Genomic DNA, 26155 nt, shown 5'->3' on the forward strand with positions numbered 1-26155 from the left:
CCGGGCCCACCCCGGGAGAGCCCGGCCCGCCTCACCTCTCCAGGAACGCGAACAGCTCCTCCCAGCGCCGCAGGGTCTCCGGCTCGGAGAACCGCTGGACGCCGGAGCGCGCCCGGTCGCCCAGCGCGTCGCGCAGCCGGGGGTTGCCGGTCAGCCGCAGCAGCCGGTCCGCGAGGGCGGCGACGTCCCCGGCGGGGGCGAGGAGCCCGTCCTCGCCGTCCCGGACGATCTCGCGGACGCCGGGCGCGCAGTCGAAGGCGGCGCACGGCAACCCGCTCGCCATCGCCTCCAGGAGCGCCAGCGGGAAGCCCTCGCCCCGGGACGACTGGACGAAGACGGAGGCGTCCGCGAGGGCCGCCTCCACGTCGTCCGTGCGGCCCATCCACTCCACGGACCCGTCGAGCCCGAGCCCGGTGCACCGCACCCTGAGCGCGGCTTCGTCCTCGCCCGCCCCGTACACGCGCAGTCGCCAGTCGGGGCGTCGGGGGGCGAGAAGGGCCCAGGCGTCGAGAAGCAGGTCGACGCCCTTCTGGTCGGTGAGGCGGCCGATGCTCGCCACGGTCCGGGCGGTGCGCGGGGAGGGCACGTGGGGCAGGCGGGCGAGGGCGTTGGGCAGGAAGCCGACGTTGTTCATGCCGTCGCCCGCCCACCGGTCGGCGTCCTCCTCGGTGAGGACGAGCCAGTGGTCGATGTCCTGGTAGTGGTTCTTGATCCAGCGGTAGCGGTGGCTCGCGCGGGAGTAGTCGTAGGACTCGTGGCTCATCCCGATGACCCGCAGGCCGTCTGTGTCGGCCTCCCCGACCCACTCCATCGCCCAGACCTGGGTGACGACGACGATCGCGCCGGGGCGGGCGGCGGCGAACAGTTCCGTGAGCCGCGCGACGGCCCGCCGCTTCTCCGCGACCCGGGCCGCCTCCCGCCGCCGGGTCGGGACGCGGAAGCGGTCCCGGATGCCGTGGGGCGTCCAGGGGGTCGGCGGGTGGGCCGGGTAGAGGGCGGTGACGGGGTATCCGGGGTCCGCGGGCAGGGCCATCTTCCGGTCGGAGGCGTGGATGCCGATGGCGTGGACCCGGTGGCCCTGCTCGGTGAAGAGGCGCGCGGTCTGGTGCATCCAGCCGGTGACGCCGCCGAGTTCGTCGGTGCTGTTGGAGACGATGAAGATGTCACGGCTCATCGGCCGGCCCCCCGTCGCTGGTCGGTGGTGCGGCGGGCGCCGGGCCGGGCGCCGGGTCGCCCGGCTTCATGGGCGGAGAACACCGCGGCAACGGTCTGCCGGGCCGCGTCCCCCCGGTCGTAGGAGCCGAACTCCGCCGCGAAGGCCGCCCGTTCGGGGGCATGGCGGCCGTCGGACTCCTTCAACTCGGCCAGTTCCGCAAAGAGTTCCTCCTGCGTGGCGGTCACCGGACCCGGAGCCTTCTCGCGCAGGTCGAAGTAGCTGCCGCGCTCGGCCGTGTACGTGTCGAGGTCGGGCGCGAACAGGATGACGGGCCGGTCGAGCAGTGCGAAGTCGAACATGATGGAGGAGTAGTCGGTCACCAACACATCCGTGAGAGCCAGGAGTTCGCTGACGTCGTGGTGGCGTGACACGTCGATCACCGTGCCGGGCGGACACACGGGGAGCCGGGCGGCCTCCAGGTAGTGCGCCCGGACGAGCAGGGTGTGCGTGTCGCCGAACCGCTCCGCGAACTCCCGTACGTCCAGCAGCAGTCGGCGTCGCGTCTGCTTCCCGCCCGCCAGGCCGCCCCGGAACGTCGGCGCGTACAGGACCACCTTCTTGTGGTCGCTCAGCCCCAGTTCCCCGGCCGGCGAAGGACGCGGCAGCCGGCCATCGCTCTCGCTGCGGGCGCGCGCGGCGATCAGGGCGTCGTTGCGCGGATAGCCGGTGCGCAGCAGCCGCTCCTCGGGCAGCCGGTAGGCCCGGGCGAGGGTGGCCACGTCGTGCTCGGAGCGGACGAGGAAGTGGTCGAAGCGCCGCACCGCCTGCTCGAGGCGTTCGCGCTGCGGCGCGTTCTGCATCCGTACGCGGATCTCGTCGAAGCCCATGCGCTTGTACGCGGAACCGTGCCAGGTCTGGAGGTAGGTGGTGCGGGCGGGCTTGCGCAGGTGCTGCGGGAAGCCCTGGTTGTCGACCCAGTACTCGGCGCGGGCCAGCGCCCACAGGTACCGCCAGGACCAGCGGCGTACGAGGCGGGCGTCGGCCGGGAAGCCCTTGGGCGAGGTCTCGTAGGACCAGGTGGAGCGGAGCCCCAGCCCCTGGCGGCGGATCTCCTCGTGGAGGGCGCGCGGGCTGTCGCCGTAGCAGCGGCCCATGTGGCTCTCGAAGACGACGGAGCCGCGGCGCACGGGGAGCCGGGTGAGCCAGGTGTTGTACGTCGACGCCTTGAAGCCCCGGGAGCGGTAGCGGTCCAGGCGCTTGCGCAGGGTGCGGACGAGGCGCTTCACCTTGCGGGCGGGGCGGAAGCGGGTGGCGTACCGCACCAGGCGGCGGGCAGCCCGGGCCGGGCGGCGGCGGGCGGTGAGACGGAGGGCCAGGTGGTCCTTGAGGGTGATGTAGGGCTCCCAGGCGTCCCCGGCGAGCCGCCCGAGCCGGGGCCGGGCGGCGAACCGGACCGCCCCCTCCACCAGGTCCTGCGGGCCGAACAGGTCGCTGACGGACCGCACTCCGCCCGCCTCCACGATCAGCCGCGCGTCCCACGCCGTGTCGCGGACGCCGAGGGGGCGCAGGAGGCGTGCGACGTCGGCGCGCGCCCCCCACGTGATCCCGGTCCCGTCGTGCCGGACTTCCGCCACCGGGAACACGACGGCGCGCGCCCCCTCCCGGGCCCGGAACTCCAGGGTGGCGGTGAGGGGCGTGCCGGCGTCGGGGCCGCTGTGCGGGGGCAGCACGAGGCGGCCCTCCAGGAGCAGCCGGCCGTCCTCGGCGGTGCAGCGGGTGAGCCGGTTCATGAGCCGGGCCTCACCGAACACGCGGTACTGGTGGCCGAGTTCGGTGACGTCGACCGCCGCGTCGCCCCCGCCGCCCCAGCGCACCCGCCCGTCCTCGCCCGTGACGAGCGGGGCGCAGACGGTGGCGGGCCGGCTCAGCGCGTACGCCGCCGTCAGGACGTCCTCCGCGTCGCCCCGGGCCAGGACAGTGGCCGCGACCCGCTCCAGCGGCGACAGCTCCGGCACGGGGGCCGCCGGTACGGACACGGGTGCGGACGCCGGTGTGGGGGTGGACGCCGGTGCCGGGGTGGACACGGGTGCGGACGCCGGTGCGGGGGCGGTCAGCGCGCGGGCGGCGGCTGCGGCGACCCGGGCCCGGCGGGCGGCGGGCAGCCGGGGGAAGGAGCGGGCGAGCGGCACCAGGTGGTCGCGGACGAACGCCCGCTCCCGCTCCTCGGCCAGCCCGTGCGCGGCGGCGAGGCCGGCGACCCGGCGATGGGCCTCGGCCAGGGCGGTGAGGTCGCGGGCCCGGTCGGGTACGGCCCGGCCGGTCACGATCAGCCGGCGCACCAGGGCGATCCGGCCCACCGCGTCGGCGGCGAGCGGCCCGAACGCGATCTCGCTGTGGGCGAGGCCCTCCTCGTACCGCAGCCCGTGCCGCAGTACGGCCTCCCGGCGCAGGCAGAAGCCGGTCACCAGCGCGTCGTGGACGAGGAGTCGGGGGGCCTCGGCGAGATCGGAGACGGTGCGGGAGCGGGCGTACAGCTCCTCCTGCCACGGCGGCTCCTGCTCCTTGCCGCCCTCGCCCACGACCCGGCTCCACCGCCCGGCGACCAGATCGGCGCGGCTGCGCTCGCCCGCCTGCCACAGGTTGCGGCACGCGTGGCGCTGGAGGCGTTCGCCGGCGGTGAGCACCAGGACGTACCGGCCCCTCGCCGCGTCGAGGCCCGCGTTGCGCAGGGCTCCGGTGGTGCGGGCGGCCGGGTCGGCGTGGACGACGCGGACCCGGTCCGGGGCGCGCTCGGCCAGGGCGCGGGCGGCGGTGCGGGTGGCCGTGTCGGCGTCGGCGGCCAGGACGACGACGGCCTCGGCGGCGCGCAGCGACTGGCCGAGGACGGACTCGACGGAGGCGCGCAGGGCGTCGGGCCCGCCCGTGCCCTCGCCCTCCCCGCCCCGGGTGATCACACAGCTGAAGTCGCTCATGCCCGCTCCCCCTCCGGCCCGGAGCCGTCCCCCGGCGTCCGGTCGGCCAGCATCCGGTCGACGACGTGCGCGGCCGCGCTCCCGTCGTCGAGATCGCAGAACGCCTCCCGGAACCGCTCGTACGCCTCCCGGTGCCCGGCCACGGCCGCCTCCGGGTCGCGCAGGGCGGCCACGATCCCCGCCGATGCGGGGATCAGGGGGCCGGGGGCGCGGTGCTCGAAGTCGAAGCAGAAGCCGCGCAGGGTGTCGCGGTAGTGCGCCAGGTCGTAGGTGTGGAAGAGCATCGGGCGGCCGGTCTGCGCGAAGTCGAACATGATCGAGGAGTAGTCGGTGACCAGGCAGTCGCTGATCAGCAGCAGTTCAGCGACGTCCGGGTGGCGCGAGACGTCCCGTACGAAGTCGGTGTCGGGGACGCTGCCGCCGACGAGGTAGTGGCGGCGCACCAGGAGCACATGGTCGTCGCCGAGGGCCTCGCGGGCCCGGTCCAGGTCGAGGTGGAGGTCGAGCCCGTACCGTCCGCTCCGCCGGGGCTGGTCCTCGCGCCAGGTGGGGGCGTACAGGATGACGCGCCGCCCCTCGGGGATCGCGAGCCGCTCCCGTACGGCGGCGGCGACCTTCGCCCGGTCGGGCGCGTACAGCAGGTCGTTGCGCGGGTAGCCGCTCTCCAGGACCTCGCCCACATAGCCGAAGGCGCGGCGCAGGACGGGGGTGGAGAAGCTGTTCGGGGAGACGAGCAGGCTCCACTGCGCGGACCTGCGCTCCATGGAGGCCATGTACGCGGCGTCCGCGTGCGGGGTGCCCGCGAGGTCGCGGCCGATGCGCTTGAGCGGGGTGCCGTGCCAGGTCTGGACGACGCACTGGCCCTCGGCGCGCTCGAACCAGTCGGGCAGGTGGGTGTTGGTGACGACCCAGCGGCTGCGGGCCAGCGCCTCGTGCCACTCGGCGCTGTGCAGGGCGATGGCGCGGGCCCCTTCGGGCACGGCCGCCTGCTGGTCGCGGACCACCCACAGATGCTCGATGTCCGGTGCTCGGGAAGCCAGTTCGCCGTGGATCGCGCGGGGCGAGTCGGAGTACTGGCGGCCGTCGAAGCTGGAGTAGAGGGCGGCCGGGCGCAGGTGGTCACGGGGGGCGGTGCGCAGTCCGGCGTACCGTTCGCGCTGGATCCGCTGCCCGTACGGGCCCTGCTCGGTGACCGGCAGGGCGCTGCCCGACTCCAGGACGAGCCGGTCGTGGTGACGCCGCTGGAGGGTGAAGGGCCGCCCGTCCGCGCCCTGTTGACGGGGCAGGCCGGCGTGGAGCGGGGTGGCCGTCCGCAGGGGCCGGTACGCGTCGGGGTCGCGCTCCCCCGGCTCGCGGAAGAAGAGGTACCAGCGCCCCTCGGCGAGCGGCAGCGGCCCGCCCGGCCCGTCGACGGCGGCGGGCCGGAAGGCGGCCCGGAAGCTGCCGTCCTGCTCCGACTCGACGCCGATGACGGCCTCTTCATGGTGGCCGCTGTGCCGCAGCACGAGTTCGCCGAGGGTCCCGGAGGGCTCCGGGAAGGCCCCTTCGAGGACGAGTCCCCCGCCCTCGGCCCACTCCGCGGTGGTGACGACGGGCTGCACGGGCCGGTCGGTGAGGACGAGGTCGCCGGACGGGTTGGGGGCCGCGAACAGCTCACGGCCGCCGGGCAGCGGATAGCGCCCGTCCGGGGCGTCGGGCCGGGCGGCGACGGTCACCCGCCCTCTGCCGCCCACCAGTTGGACGCCCCAGACATCGTCCTCTCCCCGGAACGAGCTGAGCGGGATGTCGGCGGCCCGGGACCCGGCCGAGCCGCGCAGGGCGAACTCCCGGGTCTCTTTGCTGCGCCACTCGGTCAGCCGCAGCGCGACGGGCCCGTCGCCGTCGAGGACCTTCACCTCCAGGCGCAGGGACGCACCGGCCTCGGGGGTCGCGGAGACGGCCGACTGGCCGGTGAGGACGGCGGCGACGCGTTCGGCGCGCAGCTCCAGCTTGTTGCCGGCCAGGACGGGGACGACCCGGGTCCGCTCGTCGGTGTACGTCACGACGGGCGGGGCCGGGGTGCCGGTCAGCCGCATCGGGCCCCGCCGCAGCCGCCCCGCGCCGAACAGGACGGCCTCCAGCTTCCAGGTCGTACGCGCGCCCTTGCCCGCGCTTCTGCCGGCGAGGGTGCGCGGGTCCACGACGGCCTCGAACCCGGCGCGGGCGTAACGGTGCAGGGAACGGCCGGAGCGGGCGGTGGCCTCGTCGCCCCCGGTGGGGCGCAGGCGCAGCGGGACCAGCCGCTTCCCGGACCGCAGCCAGCCGAACCGGGGCGGCCCGCCCGGGGCGTTGCGCACATACGCGTACCCGGTCAGCCGCAGCAGCCCGTCCCGCCACACGGCCTCGGTGAGGTGGGCGTGCACGGGGAGGTCCTCGGGGGTGAGCGCGGTGGTGGCGGACGGCAACGGGCCCTGTACGGCGGGGTGCTGGGCGCGAGGACGGACCAACCCGCGTACGTGGAAGGCGTCCCGGCCGTTCCGCGCGCCCTTCTCCTCGGCGAGCAGGTCGAGGAGTTCGGCGATCCGGCGCTCCCGGATGAGCTGCCACTTGACCCGCAGGTCCAGGGGCAGACCGGCGAGGACGGCGGGTTCGACGGTGGCGGCGAAGGCTCCCGCGTGGTCGAGGAAGGCTTCGTGGAACTCCTCGTCGCCGCCCGGCAGGGCCTCGATGAACAGCCACAGGTCGCCGGAGAGCGCGTGCGCGTCGTAACGCCGCTTGGCCTCGGCCATCCCCTCCCGGGCCGCGAGGAAGCGGCTGACGGCGGTGACGGCGGCGACCCGGTCGCGGATGCCCCGGGGCACGGCCCGCCGGGTGGTGATCGAGCCGTCCCGGTCGCGCCAGTGGTAGACGGGCTCCTCGACGACGTCGACCGAGCGGGCCAGGAAGTGGGCGGGCAGGACGACGGCGATGTCCTCGTACAGCACGCCGGTCGGAAAGGCGAAGGCGTGCTCGTCCCAGAAGGTGCGGCGGAACACCTTGTTGCAGGCGATGCGGTCGCCGAGCAGGAGCCAGTCCCGGGTGACGTGGGTGGCCGGGCGGGCCTTCTCCATCGGCTTGCGGAACATCGGGGACTGCTCCAGCGCCCCGTTCGCCCGCAGCCGCAGCACATTGCCGGTCGCGAAGTCCGAGCCGGAGGCGTCGAGTTCGGCGAGCATGCGGGCGTACGCGCCGGGCGGCACGACGTCGTCGCTGTCGACGAACGTGAGGAACTCCGCCTCCGGGTGGGCCTCGCGGACCCCGGCGTTGCGGGCCGCGCCGAGCCCGGCGTTGTCCTGCCGGATCAGCCGGAAGCGGGGGTCTGTGTCCGCGAACTCCTGGGCCAGGGCGGGCCCGTCGTCCGTGGAGCCGTCGTCGACGAGGACGACCTCCAGGTCGGGCATGGTCTGCTCGGCGAGCGAGGTCAAGCAGGCACCGAGGTACTCCTCGACGTTGTAGAGGGGGACGACGACGGTGAGACGGGGTGCCATCGCAGCGCACGATCCTTCCGGGCGGACGACATCGGGGGACGCCCCTCGGGGGCCGGGGAGCCGGGGCCGGGGGGCCAAGGGACGTCAAGGAACGTCGAAGGACGTCACTTGACGTAAAGGACTACGGGTTAACAACCCGCGCCACAGGGCCCGGTCACCCGAGGACAGCCATTCGAGTGACACGGGGGGCGGAGTGAGGCGTCAGGGGGCGCGCCCGTGACGCGAACGAGCCCCGTACCGGAGGGGCACGGGGCTCGCTGCTGCCGTGGGGCCTACGTCAGGGCTTGACGGCGATCCGGCCCTCGTCCATGCGCAGCAGCAACAGCCGCTCGCCGGTCTTGTCGAGGAACTCGTCGACGGCCTGCCGCGAGCCCTGCCAGTAGCCGTAGTCGTCGATCAGCAGAACGCCGCCGCTCACCAGCCGGGAGTACAGGTGCTCCAGCTCGTGCTTGGTGGAGGCGTACCAGTCGGTGTCCAGCCGCAGGATCGCGATCTGCTCGGGGGCCCGCGCGGGGACCGTGTCCTCGACCCGCCCCTGCACGTAGTGGACGCGTTCCTTCGGGTACGGCACGTTCTCGAAGCCCGCCTGTACGTCCTCCAGCGAGGCGACCGCCCAGATCGGCCGGTCCCTGCCCTGGGCGTCCAGCAGCTCCTGCGCCGGGCGGCCGTCGCGGCGCAGGTCCTCGGCGGTGGGCGGGGTCATGCCCTCGTACGTGTCGAAGAGATAGAGCTCGCGCTCGGTCTCCCCCACGGAGAGCAGGGTCTTGGCGCAAGCCTGCATGGAGCCGCCGCGCCAGACCCCGCACTCGACGATGTCGCCGGGGATGTCGTGCCGGGCGATGTACCGGGTGGCGAGGATGAAGGCGTTGAGCCGCTCGGGCGAGGTCATCGAGTACGGCTTGACCGCCCGGATGATGTCCTTCGCCTCGTCGTCGTAGTCCTCGGGGAACGCCGGGGACTTCTTCGCCGGGGGCTTCTTCGCCGTGGGCTGCGGCTTCGGGTCCGGCGCCTCCGTGACCACGGGGGTGGACGCGGGGGCGGGAGGGGGATCGGCCGGGGCCGTGCGAGCGGCGGGCACCGTCACGCGCCTGAGCTGGTATCCGGTGAGCTGCTGAAGGACGCCGTTGACGGCGTTGCGCCAAGCCATGCCCCGGGACAGTACGCGCGGATTGTGGCGCATGTCACTTTTCGTCAACCTGTCATTGATCGGGGGGTGTCCTGTTCGAGCGAGGGCGCCTGCGTGGGCACGGCCTTCGGGCGTCCGCACCGCTCGCGGCCCTCGACCGGCCGGGGCACCGGGACGCCGTCCACGCCGCCGACCCGGTTGGCCCACCAGACCGCCAGCCCCCGTACGGCGAACATCGTCAGCCGGGGGTAGCCCTGCGGCTTGCGGAAGACCCCGACCGAGTCGCCCCAGTAGGCGGCCTTCTTGTCGATGGCCCGGTAGTCGTGCCAGATGCCCGCCTGCGGCGGGAAGTCGGTGTACGCCTCCCGGAGTTCGAGCCGGGAGTGCGCGGCCAGCGCGCGGAACCCGTCCGGGTAGTAGCGCCAGCAGTCCTGGGCATCGTGGACATGGCCGCGCGAGGGCGCGGTGATGAAGGCGTGGCCGCCCGGCTTCAGGACCCGGGCGATCTCCAGCATGGACGCCCAGAAGAACGGGATGTGCTCGAACGCCTGCCCGGACAGCACCACATCGGCACTGTTGGAGCGGGCGGGGATGCGGTACGGCCTCTTCATCACCGCGTCCACGTTGGGCCCGTCCTGCACATCGACGCCGAAGTAGTCGATGGGGTGCCCGGCGAGCAGCGCCCGGTGGGTGCGGGTCTGCTTGCCGGAGATACGGGACCCGAGGTCGACCACGCGGTACCGGCCGCCGGACGCGGGCCCCTCGGCGGGCAGGTACTCCCTGACGCAGAGTTCCATCTGCTCGTAGGCGGACCGGTGCATGGACGTCTCCTGACATGGCGGTGTGCGCGGGACATGGCGGGTGTGCGCGGGCTGTCGCTGTCGGGGATCAACGACCGTACGGCCCCGAGGAGTCGCCCGGGCAGCCGGTCGTGAGCCGTTCGAGTGGCCCGAACCCCGTCATTCCGGGCAGTCGAAGAACCGCCGGACGACCCGTTCCGCCGCGCGCCCGTCGTCGTACGGGCAGAACCGCTCCCGGAACGCGGCGCGCAGCGCGGCCGAGGCGGGTGAGCGCCACCGTCCCGACCGGAACGCCTCGACCAGCTCGTCGGGGGTGGTGGTGACGGGGCCGGGGGTGTCGCCGGGCCGGCCGGAGAGCAGGTCGAAGTACGTGCCGCGCGCGGTGCGGTAGGCGTCCCAGTCGGGGGCGTGGACGACGATCGGGCGGTCCAGGCAGGCGTAGTCGAACGCGAGGGACGAGTAGTCGGTGATCAACGCGTCGGCGGCCAGGCAGAGTTCCTCGACACGGGGGTGCTCGGTCACGTCCAGGACCCGGCCGGTCGACGCGCCCCGGATTCCGGCGGGCCGCCCGTAGAAGTAGTGGGCGCGCACCAACACCACGTAGCGCGGGCCGAGTTCACGGGCGAGGTGTTCCGGGTCGAGATCGGGCACGAACCCCTCGCGGTAGTCGCGGTGGGTGGGGGCGTGGAGCAGCGCGAACTGGTCTGTCGCGATGCCGAGTTCGGCGCGGATCTTCGCGATGTCCTCGGCGGTGGCGGTGAAGTAGGCGTCGTTACGGGGGTAGCCGAGGTCGAGGTGTGCGTACGAGCCCGGGTAGACGCGGTCCCAGACCTCGGTGCTGTGCGGGTTGGCGGAGAGGCTGAAGTCCCACTGGCCCACGTGGGCCAGGATCTTGGCGAAGTCCGCCTTCCGGGCCAACTCCGGGTAGCCGCGCTGGTCCAGGCCCATCGTCTTGAGCGGGGTGCCGTGGTGGGTCTGGAGGTAGTGCTGGCCGGGGCGTTTGGTGAAGCCGCCGGGGAAGCTGGAGTTGTTGACCAGGTACGTGGCGGTGGCCATCGCCCGCCAGTAGGGCCGCGAGCCCTCGATGACGTACGGCACGCCAGGCGGGACGCGGTCACGGTGCCGGGAGGAGACGACCCACACGCCCTTGATGTGCGGGACGAGTTCGCGGGCCTTGGCATGGACGGCGGCCGGATTGCAGGCGACGCCCCGGTTCCAGTACGCCCCGTAGACGGCGAGGTGCGGGTCGAGCGGGCGGCGGAGGTCGGCGCGGTAGAGAGCCCGCATGGCCTGCCGGCGGACGAACCGCTTCACGGACGCCTTGGTGGACCTGATGGACCTGGTGGAATGGGTCGGCCTGATGGACCTGGTGGGCATGGGACGCGAGGGTAATCGCGCCGCCGCCCGGCCCTCGGGTCGCATTCACCCGTTCGGGTCGGTGCCGTGACCCCGGGACCCGCCCCCTGTTGACCAGGGCATGCAGCCACTCCTCAGCGTTGTCGTCCCCGTCCACAACGTCGAGGACTACCTTGAGGACTGCCTGCGTTCGGTGGCGGAGCAGAGTCTCGACGCCATCGAGGTGGTCCTCGTGGACGACGGCTCGACCGACGCCAGCGGCACGATCGCGGCGGAGTTCGCGGCCCGGGACAGCCGCTTCCGCCTGGTCCGGCAGCGGAACGCCGGCCTGAGCGCGGCCCGCAACACCGGCGTCCGGCACACCACTCCCGCCGTGCCCTATCTGGCGTTCGCGGACAGCGACGACGTCGTCGTCCACGACGCGTACGAGCGGATGGTCGCCTCGCTGGAGTCGAGCGGTTCCGATCTGGTGACCGGCAATGTGTGGCGGCTGACGGAGCAGGGGCGGCAGCAGGCGTGGCAGTACCGCTGGCTGACCGCCACCGGGGCCCGCACCCACATCACCCGCGATCCGCGCCTGCTCGCCGACCGGGTGGCGTGGAACAAGGTGTTCCGGCGCTCCTTCTGGGACGCGCACGCCTTCGCCTTCCCCGAGGGGAAGCTGTACGAGGACACCCCGGTGATGATCCCCGCGCACTATCTCGCCGGGGCCGTCGACGTCCTGCACGAGCACGTCTACTACTGGCGGGTGCGGGAGGGCTCGATCACCCGGCGGCGTACGGACGTCACGGGCGTACGGGACCGGATCGCCGCGTGCGAGCAGGTCAGCGCGTTCCTGGGCGGGCGCCGGGACGCGGCGCAGCGGCGGGCGTACGACGCGTCCTGCCTGCGCGACGACTTCGGCTACTTCATGAACGGCCTCCCGATGGGCGGCGAGGCGTATCGCGCGGCCTTCCTGGAGGGAGCCGGGGCCTTCGTCGACCGGGCGGGGGACGGGGTGCTGGCGGGGCTGCCGGTGGAGCTGCGCATCAAGTGGCGGCTGGTGCGGGAGCGGCGGATGGACGAGCTGCTGGCCGTGCTCGCCTTCGAACGGGCCAACGGGACCGGCACGTTCGCCGTGGAGGGACTGCCGGGGCGGCGGCGGGCGGTGTACCCGGGCGTGCGCGGCGCGAGCGCCCGGCTCGCGCGCACCGACGTACCGGCGGTCGCACGGCTCGTGGAAGCGCGCTGGGGCGCGGACGGGAAACTCCGGCTGCGCGGGTACGCCTACCTGCGCAACCTCCCGGCCGGGTCGGCGCGGCGGCAGCTCAGGGTGGGGCTGGTCCGGGCGGAGGCCGGGGGGCGGGGGGTGATTCCCGTGCGGGCCGTGCCGGTGCGGGCGGTGCCGGCGCCCGAGGCGACGGTGTACTCCGGGCAGGAGCTGCACGGCTACGACCGGGCGGGCTTCGAGATGGTCCTCGACCCGGACCGGCTGCCCGGTGCGGCGGACGGCGGCAGCGGGGGGCTGGTCGGGCTGGTCGTGGCGGCGCGCGGGGCGGTGCGGCGGGTGGCGGTACGCGCGGTGGACGCGGGCGCGGACCAGCCGCTGGTGCACGACCTGGGCGACGGGCGGCGGGCGGTGCTCGACTTCCGGGGCGGCCGGCTCCGGGTGACGGTGTCCCGGCTGCGGGCGCTGGTCGAGGGGAGCGCATGGGCGGCGGGGGAGCCGCTGGAGCTGACGGGACGGCTCTTCGGCGGGGAGGCCCGGCCCACCGCCCTGCTGCTCACGCGCGAGGGGGCCGATGAGCGCTCCTGGCCGGTGGAGTGCGCGGCGGAGGGGAGCGTTCGTCCCAGCGGCACATCGTTCGCGGTGCGCATCCCGCTCGACGAGCTCGCCGCCGTGCCGCCCGCCCCGCACCGGGCCCCCCGCGAGGTCGAGGCGGAGAGCGGGGCCCGGTGGCAGGCCCGGCTGCTGCTCGCGGACGGGACGCGCCTCGCGCTGCCCGCCGCCCCGGACCTGCCGCCGCCCGCGTGCGCGGACGCGGCGGGGAACCTGGTGCTGGACCTGGCGGGGCTGCCGGTGGCGGACCGGGCGGAGCGGCTGGCGGACGGATCGCTGCGGCTCTCGGGGACCCTGCCCCGCAGGGACGGGCTCAACGCCGGCGAGGCCGGGGCCGGGCTCGTCCTCCGCCACGAGAGCCTGCACGAGACGGTCCCGGTCACCGAGGTCACCGTCGAGGGCCACCCCGCCGCCCGCTTCTCCGCGCGGATCGCCCCGCCCCTCCCCGAAGGCCGCTGGAGCCTCCGCCTGGGCGGCCTCCCCGTGCTCGTCCTCACCTCTCTCGCCGCCCGCCTCCCCTGCGGCGACTCCGCCCTCGCCCTGGAGCGGCGGCACGGCGACCGGCTGACCGTGGTGGCGGGCCCGGCGCTCCCGGTCGCCGAGCGGAGCGCGTACAGCAGACGGCTCCTGCGCGGCTCGCACTACCGCGACCGGCGCACCCCGGCTCATCCGCTCCTGGACACCGTGCTCTACGCGGGCGGGGGCGACTCCCCGCGCGCCGTGCACGCCGAGCTCGTGCGCCGGGGTGCGGAGGTCGAGCACCTGTGGGTCACCGGTGCCGCGCCAGGACGCACCACCCACGTACCGCCCGGGGCGCGAGCCGTCCCCGTGCACAGCCCCGCCTGGTACGAGGCGCTGGCCCGGTCCCGCCGGATCGTCACGGACGACCACCTGCCCGCCTGGTTCGAGCGCCGCCCGGGGCAGACGGTCGTCCAGACCTGGCACGGCGCCCCGCTCGGCCGCTTCGGCGCGGCCCTGACGGACACCCTCTACGCCGACCACCAGCATCTCGCCACCCTGGCCCACCGATCGGCCCAGTGGTCGGCACTGATCTCCCCGAGCCGCTTCGCCACCCCGTTGCTGCGCAGGTCACTGGCGTACGAGGGTGAGGTCCTGGAAGCCGGATCGCCGGCCAACGACGTGCTGTTCCCGCCGGACCGGGACAAGGCGGCCGAGGAGGTCCGGCGCGCGCTCGGCATCCCGGAGGACCACCGCGTCGTCCTGTACGCGCCGACCTACCGCGACCACCTGGCCCACCCCCCGGCGGCCTCCCCCGACCGCACGGCCCCCGGCCCGTACCGCTGGGACCCGGCGCTCGACCCGCACGCCCTCGCTCGCTCGCTGGGCCCCGGCCACACGGTGCTGGTCCGCCGGCACCCCCGGGTCACCGGCAGCGTCCCGGCCGGACCCGGCGTGCTCGACGTCTCGCGCCACCCGGGCGCGGCCGGACTGCTCCTGATCGCGGACGTCCTGGTCACCGACTACGCGGGGCTGATGTTCGACTTCGCGCTGACGGGCCGCCCGATGCTCTTCCACACGTACGACCTGGAGCACTACCGCGACACCGTGCGCGGCTTCTGCCTGGACTTCGAGACCCGGGCCCCCGGTCCGCTGCTGGTCACGACGGACGAGGTGGCGCAGGCGCTGCGCGGCATCGGGGCGCTGGCGGCCCGGCACGCGGACGCGTACGAGAGCTTCCGGCGCGACTTCTGCGACCTGGACGACGGCCGGGCGGCGGCCCGGGTCGTCGACCGGCTCCTGGCGGACGGACCGGCCCCGGGCGAACGGCTCCTGGCGGACGGACCGGCCCCGGGCGAACGGCTCCTGGCGGACGGACCGGCTCCGGGCGAAGGGCTCCTGGCGGACGGACCGGCTCCGGGCGAAAAGTAGGCAGGGCCTGTCCCTCGGAAGAGTGGCGGGCGGGAGGGAAGGCCCCGCGCACGGAACCCATCACCCGTGCCCCTCTCCTCCGCCACACCCGCCCCGTCCGACACCCCTCCCCCACTCCCGCCGTCACCCACGCCCACGGCGGCCCTCGACGACGGGCGGGCGCCGGCGCCGCCCCGCCGGCTGCCCTCGCCCTACGTGCTGCTGGGCGGTCTGCTGTGGGCGGTGCTGTCGGCGGCGGCCTGGCAGGTGCCGATGTGCTGCGAGGCCGGGCTGAACGCGGCGGTCGTCGAACGCCTGCGGGCCGATCTGCTGCACCCGACGTTCCCGATCACCGACCTGCCCGCCGTGGCCAGCGCGCACTACTCCCCGTACACCGTTCTCCAGGGCCTGGGCGCCCGGGTCGGGGGCCTCTCCGGACAGACCGTGCTCGCCCTGTCCGCCGCCGTGAACCTGGCGCTCCTGCTGACCGGGATCGGCCGCCTCACCCGGCTGCTGACCCCGAACCGCTGGGCGCCGGTCCTCACGCTGGTCCCGCTCGCCCTGATCCACTGGGCGGACCCGGGCCGGTGGAGCGCGCCGAGCACGTTCGCCGTCGCGGTCGCCCTGCACCTGTGGGCCTGGACCGGTCGCGCCGTCAGCCGCGACCCCGGGACCGGCTCCGGGCAGCCGCCGGGCAGGACGCCCCGGTGGGCGGAGGCGGCCGGGATCGGCGTCCTGCTCGGTGTCGTCCTGCTGGTCCACCCCCCGACCGCGTTCGGCGCGGCGCTGGGCGTGCTCGCCCTGATCGCGGTGCGGCAGCGGACCCGGATCCGGCCGACCGTGCCGCGGTGGGCGTTCGCCTGCCTGTGCACGGTGGCCGTGGCGGCGCTGTGGCCGTACTACAACGGGCTCACCGTCCAGCCCGCCCCGCTCTCCTCCGGGGCCGAGAACCGCCCGCAGACCGGCGGGGTCCCGGCGGCCGGGGAGCCGTACACCTGGGCGACCTCACACGTACCGCCGGGCGAGGTGGTGCTCACGGACAGCCGCCAGGCGATGTACGCGCTGGCCGGGCACGGGGCGTACGTGCTCGCGGACGGGCTGCCGGACGCGGGGCTCGCGGCGTCGGAGCGGCGCGAGCGGAGCCGGGCCGTCGCCGCCTACCTGGACGCGTCGACGCCGCAGGAGCGACGGGACGGGATCACCGCCCGCTACGGGGTGCGGTGGCTGCTGCTGACCCGCTTCCAGCAGTTGCCCGGGAACGCGACGGTGCTGACGTTCAGCCCGCGTACGGGAGAGGTGCTGGCACGCGTGTCGGCGGGGTGAGAACGGCTGGGCGCGCCGGAGCGGTGAGACTCCTGGGAGAGGGGCCGTCTCAGCCGGTGTCGCGCAGCGCGGCGACCGCCGATGCGGCCAGGTCGTCGAGATACCCCTCGGGCAGTTCGCCCCGCACCACGACCAGACGCCAGTACAGCGGGCCCACGATGAGGTCGAGGGCCCGGTCCGGGTCGCTGTCCTCGGGCAGTTCGCCCCGCGCCACCGCCTCCCGGACGACGACGGCGGCGACGCCCTGCTGCTGGTCGAGCAGGGCGGCCTTGATCGCCTCGGAGATCTCCGGATTGCGGGCCGCCTCCACCAGCAGGTCCGGGATGACCTGCGAGGCGACCGGGTGGCGCAGGGCGTAGGCGGCGAGTTCGAGGACGGCGCGCACATCCCCGTACAGCGAACCGGTGGCCGGCGCGGGCATCCCCTGCGCGGCGACGGCCGCGACCAGGTCGAGGACGAGGGCGAGCTTGGATTTCCAGCGGCGGTAGACGGCGGTCTTGCCGACCCCGGCGCGCCGCGCGATGCCCTCGATGGACATCCGGGCGAACCCCACCGCCGCCAGTTCCTCGAAGACGGCGGCGCGGATGGCGTCCGTGACGTCCTCGCGCAGGACGGCCGCGCCCGCGGGGGCGCGGCGGCGAGTTCCCCGTTCGGTGGTCATGGCCCGCATGATAGTCCGCCGCGACGGAACGGTTGCGTTGCGACGTACAAGCGTCCTACTCTCAGCGTTACGACGATACGGTCCCGTCCCAACGAGGGCGTCCCCACGGGACCGTACCGTCCCCTCCTCCTTTCCTCTCCTTCTCCCGCGCCCTCCCCCCTCCCTCTGCGTCGAAAGTGATCGATCGTGGTGAGCCAGACAGCAGCCCCGCCGCCCCCGGCGTCCTCTCCCGCCCCCGCTCCGGACGTCCCGGCCCATGCGGCCCCGGCCTACGCGCCCGGTGAGCTGGCCGCCCTGGCCGCCCGGCACGGCCTGACGGTCAGCGGGGCCCGGCCGTCCCTGCCCGCGTATGTCCGGCAGTTGTGGGGGCGGCGGCACTTCATCACGGCGTTCGCGACGGCCAAGCTGACGGCCCAGTACAGCCGGGCGAAGCTGGGCCAGGTCTGGCAGATCATGACGCCGCTGCTGAACGCGACGGTCTACTACTTCATCTTCGGCGTCCTGATGGACACCAGGCGCGGGGTGGAGGACTTCGTTCCGTTCCTGGTCACCGGGGTCTTCATCTGGACCTTCACCAGCAGCTCGATCACCGCGGGCACCCGGGCGATCAGCGGCAACATCGGACTGGTGCGGGCCCTGCACTTCCCCCGGGCCTCGCTGCCGGTGGCGCTGGCGCTCCAGCAGTTGCAGCAGCTGCTGTTCTCGCTGGGGGCGCTGACCCTGATCCTGCTGGTGTTCGGCCAGTACCCGCGGCCGTCCTGGCTGCTGGCCGTTCCGGCGCTCGCGCTCCAGGCGGTGTTCAACACCGGGGTGTCGATGGCGGTGGCCCGGCTGACGGCGAAGACCCCGGACATCGCGCAGCTGATGCCGTTCGTGCTGCGGACCTGGATGTACTCGTCCGGTGTGATGTGGAGCCTGGACCACCTCCTCCAGGGGGAGCGGGTGCCGCAGGCGGTCATGGTGGCGCTGGAGTACAACCCGGCGGCGATCTTCATCAACCTCATGCGGTTCGCCCTCATCGACAGCTACACGGGGGCGCAGTTGCCGCCGCATGTGTGGGCGGTCGCGACGGGCTGGGCGCTGCTCTGCGGAGTGGCCGGTTTCGTGTACTTCTGGAAGGCGGAGGAGACGTACGGACGTGGCTGACCTCAAGAGTTCCCTCGCGGACGACCGCGTTCCGACCGTCGTCGTGGACGACGTCCACATCACGTACACCGTCAACGGCGCGCGGACCGGTCGGGGCAGCGCGACCTCCGCGCTCAGCCGGATCACCACGCGCCGCCGTACCCCCGGCGCACGCCAGGTGCACGCCGTGAAGGGGGTGAGCTTCGCCGCGTACAAGGGCGAGGCGATCGGCCTGATCGGCTCCAACGGCTCGGGGAAGTCCACCCTGCTCAAGGCCATCGCGGGCCTGCTCCCGCCGAGCCGGGGCAAGGTCCACACGCAGGGCCAGCCGTCGCTGCTCGGGGTGAACGCGGCCCTGATGGGCGATCTGACCGGCGAACGGAACGTGGTGCTGGGCGGACTCGCGATGGGCATGACGCGCCGGCAGATCCGCGAACGCTACGACGACATCGTCGACTTCTCCGGCATCAACGAGAAGGGCGACTTCATCACGCTGCCGATGCGCACGTACTCCTCCGGCATGGGGGCCAGGCTCCGCTTCTCCATCGCCGCCGCCAAGAGCCACGACGTCCTGCTGATCGACGAGGCGCTGTCCACGGGCGACGCGAAGTTCCAGCGCCGCAGCAAGGAGCGCATCCAGGAACTGCGCGCCGAGGCGGGCACGGTGTTCCTGGTCAGCCACAGCAACAAGTCGATCACCGAAACCTGTGACCGGGCACTGTGGCTGGAGGCGGGCACGCTACGGATGGACGGCCCGGCGAAGGAAGTAGTGGCAGCGTACGAGGCATTCACGAAGCGCAAGTAGCCCACCACCACCCACGCGCTTCCCCGCCGTCCGGCCACATCCAGCCCGTCCGGCGTTCGAGGACGAAGCCCCGGCCGAGGGGCGCCCGGCGCTTCTCGGCCCGCCCGCACCAACCCCGGCCCGTCCGGCGTTCGAGGACGGACCCCACGCCGAGGGGGCCGGCGTCCGAACAGACCCCGGCCCCCACCCCCGTACGGCACCCCCTACGCGTGCGTGCGCAACAACGTCCGCATAGTCCGCATGGCCACCGACAGATTCGCCAGATCGAACGCGTCCGACCCCTGGATCTCCTCCAGCGTCGACCGCGACCGGGCCAGGATCGCCGCGTTCTTCTCCTCCCACGCCCGGAACCGCTCCTCCGGCGTGGCGGACTCGTCGCCCACGCTCAGCACGTCCGAGGTGAGCGCCGCGTGGGCCGCGTACAGGTCCTCGCGGATGGAGGCGCGGGCCATGGACTGCCAGCGGTCGGCCCGCGGCAGCTCGATGATCCGGTCCATCAGCTGGGTGATCCGCAGCCGGTCCGCGAGGTCGTAGTACACCTCGGCGACCTCCAGCGGGTCCTTGCCCGTCCGGTCCGCGATGGCGACGATGTCCAGCGCCGGGAAGGCGGAGGAGAACCCGGCCACCCGGACCGCCAGCTCGCTCGGGACGCCCGCCGAGGTCAGCTCGTCCAGGATCGAGTGGTACCAGTCCAGGTCCGCGCCCTTGAGCAGCTTGGGCAGCTCGTTCCAGACCTGCTCGACCCCGTCCCGGAACCCTTCGATGGTCTCCGCGATGGCGACGGGCTGCGGCCGGTTGCCCAGCAGCCAGCGCGAACCGCGCTCCACCAGCCGGCGCGAGTGCAGCCGGATCCGGGTCTGGACGTCGGCGGCGACCTCGTTGTCGAGGGCCTCGACCGCGTCCCACACCGACGACAGGCCGAAGATCTCGCGTGCCGTGAACTGGGCCCGCACGACCTCCTCCAGCGACGCCCCGGTCTCCTCCCGGAGCCGGTGCAGGAAGGTCGAACCGGCGGAGTTCACCGTGTCGTTGACCAGCACCGTCGTGATGATCTCGCGGCGCAGCGCGTGCCCGTCCACCGCCTCGGGGAACCGCTCGCGCAGCTGGGTCGGGAAGTAGGCGTGCACGAGCTTCTGGAGGTGCGGGTCGTCGGGCAGGACGGTGGAGATGAGCTCGTCGGCCGCCGTGATCTTGGTGTAGGCGATCAGCACCGCCAGCTCGGGCTGGCTGAGCCCCTTGCCGTTGCCGAGCAGCTCGCGGATCTGCCGGTCGGCGGGCAGGAACTCCAGCGCCCGGTCGAGCGCGCCGTCGCGCTCCAGGCGTCGCATGAAGCGCTGCTGGGCGTGGAGCAGGGAGGGGGCCTGCGCGCAGGCGTTGGAGAGGGCGACGTTCTGCGCGTAGTTGTTGCGCAGGACGAGCGAGCCGACCTCCTCCGTCATCTCGGCGAGCAGCTGGTTGCGCTGCTTGACGGTCATGTCGCCGTCCCGGACCAGGCCGTTGAGCAGGATCTTGATGTTCACCTCGTGGTCGGAGGTGTCCACACCGGCGCTGTTGTCGATCGCGTCGGTGTTGATCCGGCCGCCGTTGCGGGCGAACTCGATGCGGCCGAGCTGGGTCGCGCCGAGGTTGCCGCCCTCGCCGACGACCTTGGCCCGCAAGTCCTCGCCGTTGACGCGGATGGCGTCGTTGGCCTTGTCGCCGACGTCGGCGTTCGACTCGGGGACGGCCTTGATGTACGTGCCGATGCCGCCGTTCCACAGGAGGTCGACGGGAGCCTTGAGGATGGTCTGCATCAGGTCGGCGGGCGTCATCTTGCTCACCGACGCGTCGATGCCGAGGGCTTCGCGGATGTGGTTGTTCAGCGGGATCGACTTGGCGCTGCGGGGGTGGACGCCGCCCCCCGGGGAGAGCAGGCCCGTGTCGTAGTCGGCCCAGGAGCTGCGGGGCAGGTCGAAGAGGCGGCGGCGCTCGGCGTAGGAGGTCGCGGCCTCCGGCTTCGGGTCGATGAAGATGTGCCGGTGGTCGAAGGCGGCGACCAGGCGGATGTGCTCGGAGAGCAGCATCCCGTTGCCGAACACGTCACCGGACATGTCCCCGACGCCGACGACGGTGAAGTCCTCGGTCTGGGTGTCGTGGCCCAGCTCCCGGAAGTGCCGCTTGACGGACTCCCACGCGCCCCGGGCGGTGATGCCCATCCCCTTGTGGTCGTAGCCGGCCGAGCCGCCGGAGGCGAACGCGTCGCCGAGCCAGAAGCCGTACGCGACGGCGACCTCGTTGGCGATGTCGGAGAAGCTCGCGGTGCCCTTGTCGGCGGCGACGACGAGGTAGGTGTCGTCCTCGTCGTGGCGGACGACGTCGGCGGGCGGCACGACCTCGCCGGCGACCATGTTGTCGGTGATGTCGAGCAGCGCCGAGATGAACGTGCGGTAGGCGGCGATGCCCTCGGCGAACCAGGCGTCCCGGTCCACGGACGGGTCCGGGAGCTGCTTGGCGACGAAGCCGCCCTTGGCGCCCACGGGCACGATGACGGTGTTCTTCACCATCTGCGCCTTGACCAGGCCGAGCACTTCGGTACGGAAGTCCTCACGCCGGTCCGACCAGCGCAGCCCGCCCCGGGCGACCTTGCCGAAGCGCAGGTGGACGCCCTCGACGCGCGGCGAGTAGACCCAGATCTCGTACGCCGGGCGGGGCGCGGGCAGGTCCGGGATGGCCTGCGGGTCGAACTTCATCGAGACGTACGCGTGCGGGGCGCCGTCGTCCGCGTTCTGGAAGAAGTTGGTGCGCAGGGTCGCCTTGATGACGGTGAGGAAGGACCGCAGGATCCGGTCCTCGTCCAGCGAGGCGACCTGGTCCAGGGCCCCGTCCAGCTCCTCCAGGAGTCCGTCCGTCAGCTCGGTGCCCGCGCTCTGGCGGCCCGGCGACATCCGGGCCTCGAAGAGCGAGACGAGCAGCCGGGTGGTGTGGACGTTGTTGCGGAGCGTGGTCTCCATGTAGTCCTGGCTGAACATCGCGCCGGCCTGCCGCAGGTACTTCGCGTAGGCGCGCAGCACCATGGACTGACGCCAGTTCAGCCCCGCGCCGAGGACCAGCGCGTTGAAGCCGTCGTTCTCCGCCTCGCCCTTCCAGACGGCGGCGAACGCCTCCTGGAAGCGGGCGCGGGCGTCGTCGGCGAGGTGGCCGGTGTGGCCGTTGGTCTGCGGCATCCGCAGCCCGAAGTCGTAGATCCAGGCGTGCGTGCGGTCGGCGCAGCGCAGCTCGTACGGTCGCTCGTCGACGACCTCGACGCCGAGCTGCTGGAGCGCGGGGAGGACGGCGGAGAGGGAGACCTGCTCGCCGGTCCGGTAGATCTTGAAGCGGCGCTCGCCGGGGGCCGCGCCGACCGGCTCGTACAGGCTGAGGGCGAAGTCCTTCTCGCCCTCCCTGAGGGTTTCGAGGTGGACCAGGTCGGCCACGGCGGCGCGCGGCGAGTGGTCGGCCTTGTAGCCCTCGGGGAAGGAGTGGCCGTACTGGCGCTGGAGTTCGGCGGCGCGCTCCTCGCCCAGTTCGGCGTTGAGCGCCTCGGAGAAGCCGTCCGCCCAGGAGCGGGCGGCCTCGACGAGGCGGGCCTCGATGCGGTCGGCGTCGGCGTCGGTGAGGTGCGCCAGCTCGGTGCCGGCCGGGACGCGGACGACGAAGTGCAGCCTGGAGAGAATCGATTCGGTGTTCCAGGCGGTGAAGTCGACGTTGGTGCCGCCGAGCTCCTCCTTGAGGATGTCGATCAGCCGCAGACGCACGCCGGTGGTGTAGCGGTCGCGCGGCAGGTAGACGATCGCGGAGTAGTAGCGCCCGTACTCGTCCTGGCGCAGGTAGAGCCGCAGCCGGCGGCGCTCCTGGAGGTAGAGGACGGAGGTGACGATGGAGCGGAGCTGGTCGACGGGGGTCTGGAACAGCTCGTCGCGCGGGTAGGTCTCCAGGATCTGGAGCAGGTCGCGGCCGTCGTGGCTGTTGTACGAGAAGCCCGCGCCCTCCACCACTTCGGCGACCTTGCGGCGGATGACGGGCACCCGGCGCACGGACTCGGTGTAGGCGGCGGAGGAGAAGAGGCCGAGGAAACGGCGCTCGCCGACGACGTTGCCCTTGGCGTCGAACTTCTTCACGCCGACGTAGTCGAGGTAGCTGGGGCGGTGCACGGTGGCCCGGCTGTTGGCCTTCGTCAGGACGAGGAGCTTGTGCTCGCGGGCCTTGGCGCGGGCGTCGGCGGGCAGCCGGTCGAAGGACGGGCTGACGGGGTGGTCCTCGTCCTCGCTGTGGTGCGGGTCGGAGCGCAGGATGCCGAGCCCGGTGCCCGGCACGGCGGCGAGCGCGTCGCTGTCCCGGAGCTCGTACTCCCGGTAGCCGAGGAAGGTGAAGTGGTCGGCGGCCAGCCAGCGCAGCAGCTCGCGGGCCTCCTCGACCTCCTCGTCGGCGAGGTCGTCCAGCGGTTCGCCCGGCAGGTCGTCGGCGATCCTCAGGGCGGCGTCGCGCATCTTCCCCCAGTCCTCGACGGCCTCCCGTACGTCGGACAGGACGCGTCGCAGGTCGGTGGTGATCTGCTGGAGGTCGGCGCGGTCGGTCTCGCGGTCGATCTCGACGTGGATCCAGGACTCGACGAGCGCGTCGTGCGGCAGCTCGGCCTGGCCGTTCTTGCGGCCCCGGGAGGTGTTCGGGGTGCCGGGACCGCCGGAGAGGACCTCGATGAGCTTGCCCGTGACATCGCGGCGGACGGTGACCTGCGGGTGGATCACGACGTGGATGCCGCTCCCCTGCCGGGAGAGCTCGTTGGTGACGGAGTCCACCAGGAAGGGCATGTCGTCGGTGACGACCTCGACGACCGAGTGGCGGCAGGTCCAGCCGTTCTCCTCGACGGTCGGGCTGTGCACGCGGACGTTGGCGGTGCCCTGCGGGCGGTTCTCGGCCAGCCGGTAGTGCGAGGCGGCGGCGCCGTAGACATCGACCGGGTCCCGGCCGCCGAGGTCCTCGGGAGCCGTATGCAGGTAGTAGCGCTGAAGGTAGGCGAGCACCGCGTCCTGACCCGGACGGGCGTCCTCGTCGGCCCCGGAGGCGGCGACCCGCACCCGGGGGGTACCGCCCGGGCCGCCGACACCACCGCCCGGGCTGTGGTCAGCTACCTGGGCCGCCCGTGCGAGCTGCTCGGCCTTGGCTTCGTCCAGCTTGGTCTGCATGTCCTCTGGCTCCTGTCGCGCGCCGTTGCGTGACGTAGGTGAGAAAAACGACGTACCGCCATGACGCGGGGTTTCCGGTCTGGGACGACGCTATGCCGCTTCGAGAGTCACCCGGGACCACATGGGCCGTTTGTGACGGCCGGTCCGGGTTCGGAAGATCGCGGATCGCCCGGGTGCGGTGGCACTCCGGGCGGCGGCCGGGGGCTTCGCTGCCCCCGAGGCGTATCGCGCTGATCACGGGACCAGGCTATCGCCCCTTCACCCCACCCCGTCATGAGCCGCATTTGTCCAAAAGAAGAAACTGAACTTGGCCACTTCGGACAGCAAGGAGCCGCGCTTGGAGTGCCGCCGCGAGAACGCTGTAACCCCCGTCACTCCCGTCACCCCGAGAACGTCTCCGCGAGCGCGACCGCCTCCCCCAGGCTGTCCACCACCGGCACCCCCGCGGCCTCCAGGCTGCTCCGGCTGTGCGACCCCCCGGTGTACAGCACCGCCCGCGCCCCCACATGCGCCGCGGCCACCGCGTCGTCCACCGCGTCCCCGATGACCACCGAGTTCTCCGGGGATATCCCGCCCAGGCCCGCCAGCGCCTCGAAATGCCGCTCCATGTGGAGCGCCTTGCTGCCGCCCGAAGGGCCCGTACGCCCGTCGACGCGGACGAACCGGGGCTCGATCCCGTACCCCCGCACCACGGGCACGAGGTGCTCGTGCCCGTACATGCTCAGCAGGGACTGGCTGTGTCCGGCCTGCTGCCATCGGGTCAGCAGCTCCTCCACTCCGGTGGTGAGTCCGCAGACCACCCGGTGCTCCGCGTAATACCGGTGGAAGATGTCGTCCATCCGCTCCCACTCGGCCTCGGTGGGCAGCCGGCCCAGGAGCCGCTCGTAGAAGCGGGGTATCGGCACGCAGTACATCTCGCGGTACTGCTCCAGCGTGAGCGGCGCGAGCTCGACCTCGGCGAACGCGGCGTTCGTCGCGTGGATGACGGCGTGGATGTCGTCGAGCAGCGTGCCGTTCCAGTCCCAGACCAGATGCGTGCGTGTCTTACCGGATGTCATGAAGAAAACGTACCCGCCGGGTATGACAACGCAGAAGCGCAGGCCGGTGAAGCCGGCCGGGCTAGCCGATGAGCTGCGGAATCTCCTGCACGCCGAACCAGAGCAGCTCGTGGTCCTCCGCACCGTCCACCGTGAACCGCGCGTCGTCGTCCCCGAGGTCCGCCGCCCCCAGGGCCGCCGCGGCGGCCGCCACGTCCTTCTCGGCCTCGTCGGCGTCCACGTGCACCGCGGCGGCCTTGGCCAGCGGCAGCGCGGCGGCGATGCGCACCTCGCCCAGCGAGGCGGCGCTCAGCGCCTGGTCGGGGTCGGCGACGGCGGCCCCGTCCGGCACGTCGACGGCGACGACGATCCGGCGACGGGCCTCGCCGGGGTCGCCGGCGATCAGGCGGAGCGAGGCGGCGGCGGCCCGGCTGAGCGCCGCGTACTCCAGCTCCTCGATGTCGTCGGAGACGTACCACTCGCGCAGCCCGGGGGTGACCGCGTAGGCCGTCAGCGGTCCCGGGCCGACCTCGCCGGCCGCGTGTGCCGCTGCGAGACCGGAGAGGGTCAGGGGGACGTACACGCGCATGGCAGGCCGCTTTCGTAGTCGGAGACGTCTTCAGGATACGTGGGGGCCGTCCCCTTTCGGGTTTCGGCAACCGGGGGCCTCCGTCCACCCGCAGCGCCCCGTCACCCCGGCGGCAGCCCTTGCGGCACAAGGCCCATGACCCGGATAGGTGAATCCGCCCGTGCCCCTGACCGGGTACGGGAGGCCCTTGCGATGTTGTCGGCCGTCCCCGTAGAAGGTCCCCAGCAAAAGTTACCGCCCGGTATTCACCGGGCCCGGTTCACGGGGGCGATGAACATGAGCACGGACAGCACGAGGCCCGCCGGCCGACGCGACCAGCGCAGGCCCGGGGCCGTACCTCACCAGCGGTCCCGGCGGCTCCCGCCGCGGCCCCACCAGTGGTTCGCCGAACGGCTGCTCGCGGTCCTCAGCGGCCAGCGCCCGGTCCACTGGATGCTCGGCCACACCATCGGCGACGCCTACGACCAGCTCGCCGAACTGGCCCCCAGCACCCCGCTCGGAGCCGCCCGGGGCCACCGCCCCGTCCTGCGCCACTGCCACGGCGCCCAGCCCGCCACCGGCGTGGTCGAGGCGTTCGCCAGCATCACGGCGGGCGACCGGGTGCAGGCCATGGCCTTCCGCCTGGAACAGGGCGCCGACCAGCGCTGGCGCTGCGCGGCCGTGGAGCTGGGCGGCGAACGCCTCACCGCCGGGCGTCCAGGCCCCCGGTGACCCCCGCGACGCGGCCGGGGCCGGACACCTGGTGGTGTCCGGCCCCGGCCGTACCGCTCGACGGAGAAGCTCCCGCGGGAAGGAGACCCCCCGCCCCGG

General features: G+C 73.4%; 15 protein-coding genes. 5 read left to right on the forward strand and 10 right to left on the reverse strand.

Features of this window, described 5'->3' with window-relative positions:
- Positions 1 to 31 precede the first annotated feature (31 nt).
- The 6 genes from ACLJPL_RS04905 to ACLJPL_RS04930 form a co-directional block, all read right to left on the reverse strand.
- On the reverse strand, positions 32 to 1174 hold the full coding sequence (locus ACLJPL_RS04905; RefSeq protein WP_411079387.1) for a glycosyltransferase: 1143 nt from the start codon (positions 1172 to 1174) through the stop codon (positions 32 to 34).
- The gene (locus ACLJPL_RS04910) at positions 1171 to 4128 is read right to left on the reverse strand and encodes a CDP-glycerol glycerophosphotransferase family protein (RefSeq protein ID WP_411079388.1); all 2958 of its coding nucleotides are present in this window, start codon (positions 4126 to 4128) and stop codon (positions 1171 to 1173) included. The genes ACLJPL_RS04905 and ACLJPL_RS04910 overlap by 4 nt, the downstream gene beginning before the upstream one ends.
- Positions 4125 to 7634: a CDP-glycerol glycerophosphotransferase family protein gene (locus ACLJPL_RS04915; protein WP_411079389.1), complete on the reverse strand. Its 3510-nt coding sequence runs from the start codon at positions 7632 to 7634 to the stop codon at positions 4125 to 4127. Before ACLJPL_RS04915 ends, ACLJPL_RS04910 begins: the two co-directional genes overlap by 4 nt.
- A gap of 277 nt (positions 7635 to 7911) precedes the next feature.
- Positions 7912 to 8814, reverse strand: a complete 903-nt coding sequence (locus tag ACLJPL_RS04920; RefSeq protein ID WP_411079390.1) for a TylF/MycF/NovP-related O-methyltransferase — start codon at positions 8812 to 8814, stop codon at positions 7912 to 7914.
- Between the two features lie 11 nt (positions 8815 to 8825).
- Entirely contained in the window at positions 8826 to 9581 is a 756-nt protein-coding gene (locus tag ACLJPL_RS04925; protein ID WP_411079391.1) for a methyltransferase domain-containing protein, read from the reverse strand.
- A 138-nt stretch (positions 9582 to 9719) separates the two neighbouring features.
- Positions 9720 to 10847, reverse strand: coding sequence for a CDP-glycerol glycerophosphotransferase family protein (locus ACLJPL_RS04930; RefSeq protein WP_411079470.1), 1128 nt, complete (start codon positions 10845 to 10847; stop codon positions 9720 to 9722).
- A 190-nt stretch (positions 10848 to 11037) separates the two neighbouring features.
- Here ACLJPL_RS04930 and ACLJPL_RS04935 point away from each other — a divergent pair, with 190 nt between their 5' ends.
- Together ACLJPL_RS04935 and ACLJPL_RS04940 are read left to right on the forward strand one after the other, a co-directional pair.
- Positions 11038 to 14625, forward strand: a complete 3588-nt coding sequence (locus tag ACLJPL_RS04935) for a CDP-glycerol glycerophosphotransferase family protein (RefSeq protein WP_411079392.1) — start codon at positions 11038 to 11040, stop codon at positions 14623 to 14625.
- 66 nt (positions 14626 to 14691) lie between these two features.
- Positions 14692 to 15927 (forward strand): hypothetical protein, encoded by a 1236-nt coding sequence (locus ACLJPL_RS04940; RefSeq protein ID WP_411079393.1) that lies wholly within the window; start codon positions 14692 to 14694, stop codon positions 15925 to 15927.
- 49 nt (positions 15928 to 15976) lie between these two features.
- On the opposite strand, the gene ACLJPL_RS04945 is transcribed toward ACLJPL_RS04940, so the two are convergent.
- A complete protein-coding gene (locus tag ACLJPL_RS04945) occupies positions 15977 to 16588 on the reverse strand; it encodes a TetR/AcrR family transcriptional regulator (protein ID WP_411079394.1) in 612 nt (203 codons plus the stop codon).
- Between the two features lie 189 nt (positions 16589 to 16777).
- Here ACLJPL_RS04945 and ACLJPL_RS04950 point away from each other — a divergent pair, with 189 nt between their 5' ends.
- A complete protein-coding gene (locus tag ACLJPL_RS04950; RefSeq protein ID WP_411079395.1) occupies positions 16778 to 17734 on the forward strand; it encodes an ABC transporter permease in 957 nt (318 codons plus the stop codon).
- Positions 17727 to 18518 carry an ABC transporter ATP-binding protein gene (locus ACLJPL_RS04955; RefSeq protein ID WP_411079396.1) on the forward strand — a complete coding sequence of 264 codons (792 nt, stop codon included), beginning with the start codon at positions 17727 to 17729 and terminating at the stop codon, positions 18516 to 18518. The genes ACLJPL_RS04950 and ACLJPL_RS04955 overlap by 8 nt, the downstream gene beginning before the upstream one ends.
- Before the next feature lie 203 nt (positions 18519 to 18721).
- Here the strand turns inward: ACLJPL_RS04955 and ACLJPL_RS04960 are convergent, their stop codons facing one another.
- The 3 genes from ACLJPL_RS04960 to ACLJPL_RS04970 form a co-directional block, all read right to left on the reverse strand.
- Positions 18722 to 23719, reverse strand: coding sequence for an NAD-glutamate dehydrogenase (locus ACLJPL_RS04960; RefSeq protein ID WP_411079397.1), 4998 nt, complete (start codon positions 23717 to 23719; stop codon positions 18722 to 18724).
- 380 nt (positions 23720 to 24099) lie between these two features.
- Positions 24100 to 24777: an HAD family hydrolase gene (locus ACLJPL_RS04965; RefSeq protein WP_411079398.1), complete on the reverse strand. Its 678-nt coding sequence runs from the start codon at positions 24775 to 24777 to the stop codon at positions 24100 to 24102.
- 61 nt (positions 24778 to 24838) lie between these two features.
- Entirely contained in the window at positions 24839 to 25345 is a 507-nt protein-coding gene (locus tag ACLJPL_RS04970; protein WP_411079399.1) for a DUF6912 family protein, read from the reverse strand.
- Positions 25346 to 25621: 276 nt separating this feature from the next.
- Here ACLJPL_RS04970 and ACLJPL_RS04975 point away from each other — a divergent pair, with 276 nt between their 5' ends.
- Positions 25622 to 26056: an Rv3235 family protein gene (locus ACLJPL_RS04975; RefSeq protein ID WP_411079400.1), complete on the forward strand. Its 435-nt coding sequence runs from the start codon at positions 25622 to 25624 to the stop codon at positions 26054 to 26056.
- The last annotated feature ends 99 nt before the right edge of the window (positions 26057 to 26155 follow it).

Origin of the sequence: Streptomyces sp. cmx-18-6 (genome assembly GCF_046548915.1) — a bacterium.
In the GTDB taxonomy this organism is placed as follows: domain Bacteria; phylum Actinomycetota; class Actinomycetes; order Streptomycetales; family Streptomycetaceae; genus Streptomyces.

Excerpts from the sequence above, each read along its gene's own strand:
- ACLJPL_RS04905 (WP_411079387.1), bottom strand. The coding sequence starts at position 1,174 with ATGAGCCGTGACATCTTCATCGTCTCCAACAGCACCGACGAACTCGGC.
- ACLJPL_RS04910 (WP_411079388.1), bottom strand. The coding sequence starts at position 4,128 with ATGAGCGACTTCAGCTGTGTGATCACCCGGGGCGGGGAGGGCGAGGGC.
- ACLJPL_RS04915 (WP_411079389.1), bottom strand. The coding sequence starts at position 7,634 with ATGGCACCCCGTCTCACCGTCGTCGTCCCCCTCTACAACGTCGAGGAG.
- ACLJPL_RS04920 (WP_411079390.1), bottom strand. The coding sequence starts at position 8,814 with ATGCGCCACAATCCGCGCGTACTGTCCCGGGGCATGGCTTGGCGCAAC.
- ACLJPL_RS04925 (WP_411079391.1), bottom strand. The coding sequence starts at position 9,581 with ATGCACCGGTCCGCCTACGAGCAGATGGAACTCTGCGTCAGGGAGTAC.
- ACLJPL_RS04930 (WP_411079470.1), bottom strand. The coding sequence starts at position 10,847 with ATGCGGGCTCTCTACCGCGCCGACCTCCGCCGCCCGCTCGACCCGCAC.
- ACLJPL_RS04935 (WP_411079392.1), top strand. The coding sequence starts at position 11,038 with ATGCAGCCACTCCTCAGCGTTGTCGTCCCCGTCCACAACGTCGAGGAC.
- ACLJPL_RS04945 (WP_411079394.1), bottom strand. The coding sequence starts at position 16,588 with ATGACCACCGAACGGGGAACTCGCCGCCGCGCCCCCGCGGGCGCGGCC.
- ACLJPL_RS04960 (WP_411079397.1), bottom strand. The coding sequence starts at position 23,719 with ATGCAGACCAAGCTGGACGAAGCCAAGGCCGAGCAGCTCGCACGGGCG.
- ACLJPL_RS04965 (WP_411079398.1), bottom strand. The coding sequence starts at position 24,777 with ATGACATCCGGTAAGACACGCACGCATCTGGTCTGGGACTGGAACGGC.
- ACLJPL_RS04970 (WP_411079399.1), bottom strand. The coding sequence starts at position 25,345 with ATGCGCGTGTACGTCCCCCTGACCCTCTCCGGTCTCGCAGCGGCACAC.
- ACLJPL_RS04975 (WP_411079400.1), top strand. The coding sequence starts at position 25,622 with ATGAGCACGGACAGCACGAGGCCCGCCGGCCGACGCGACCAGCGCAGG.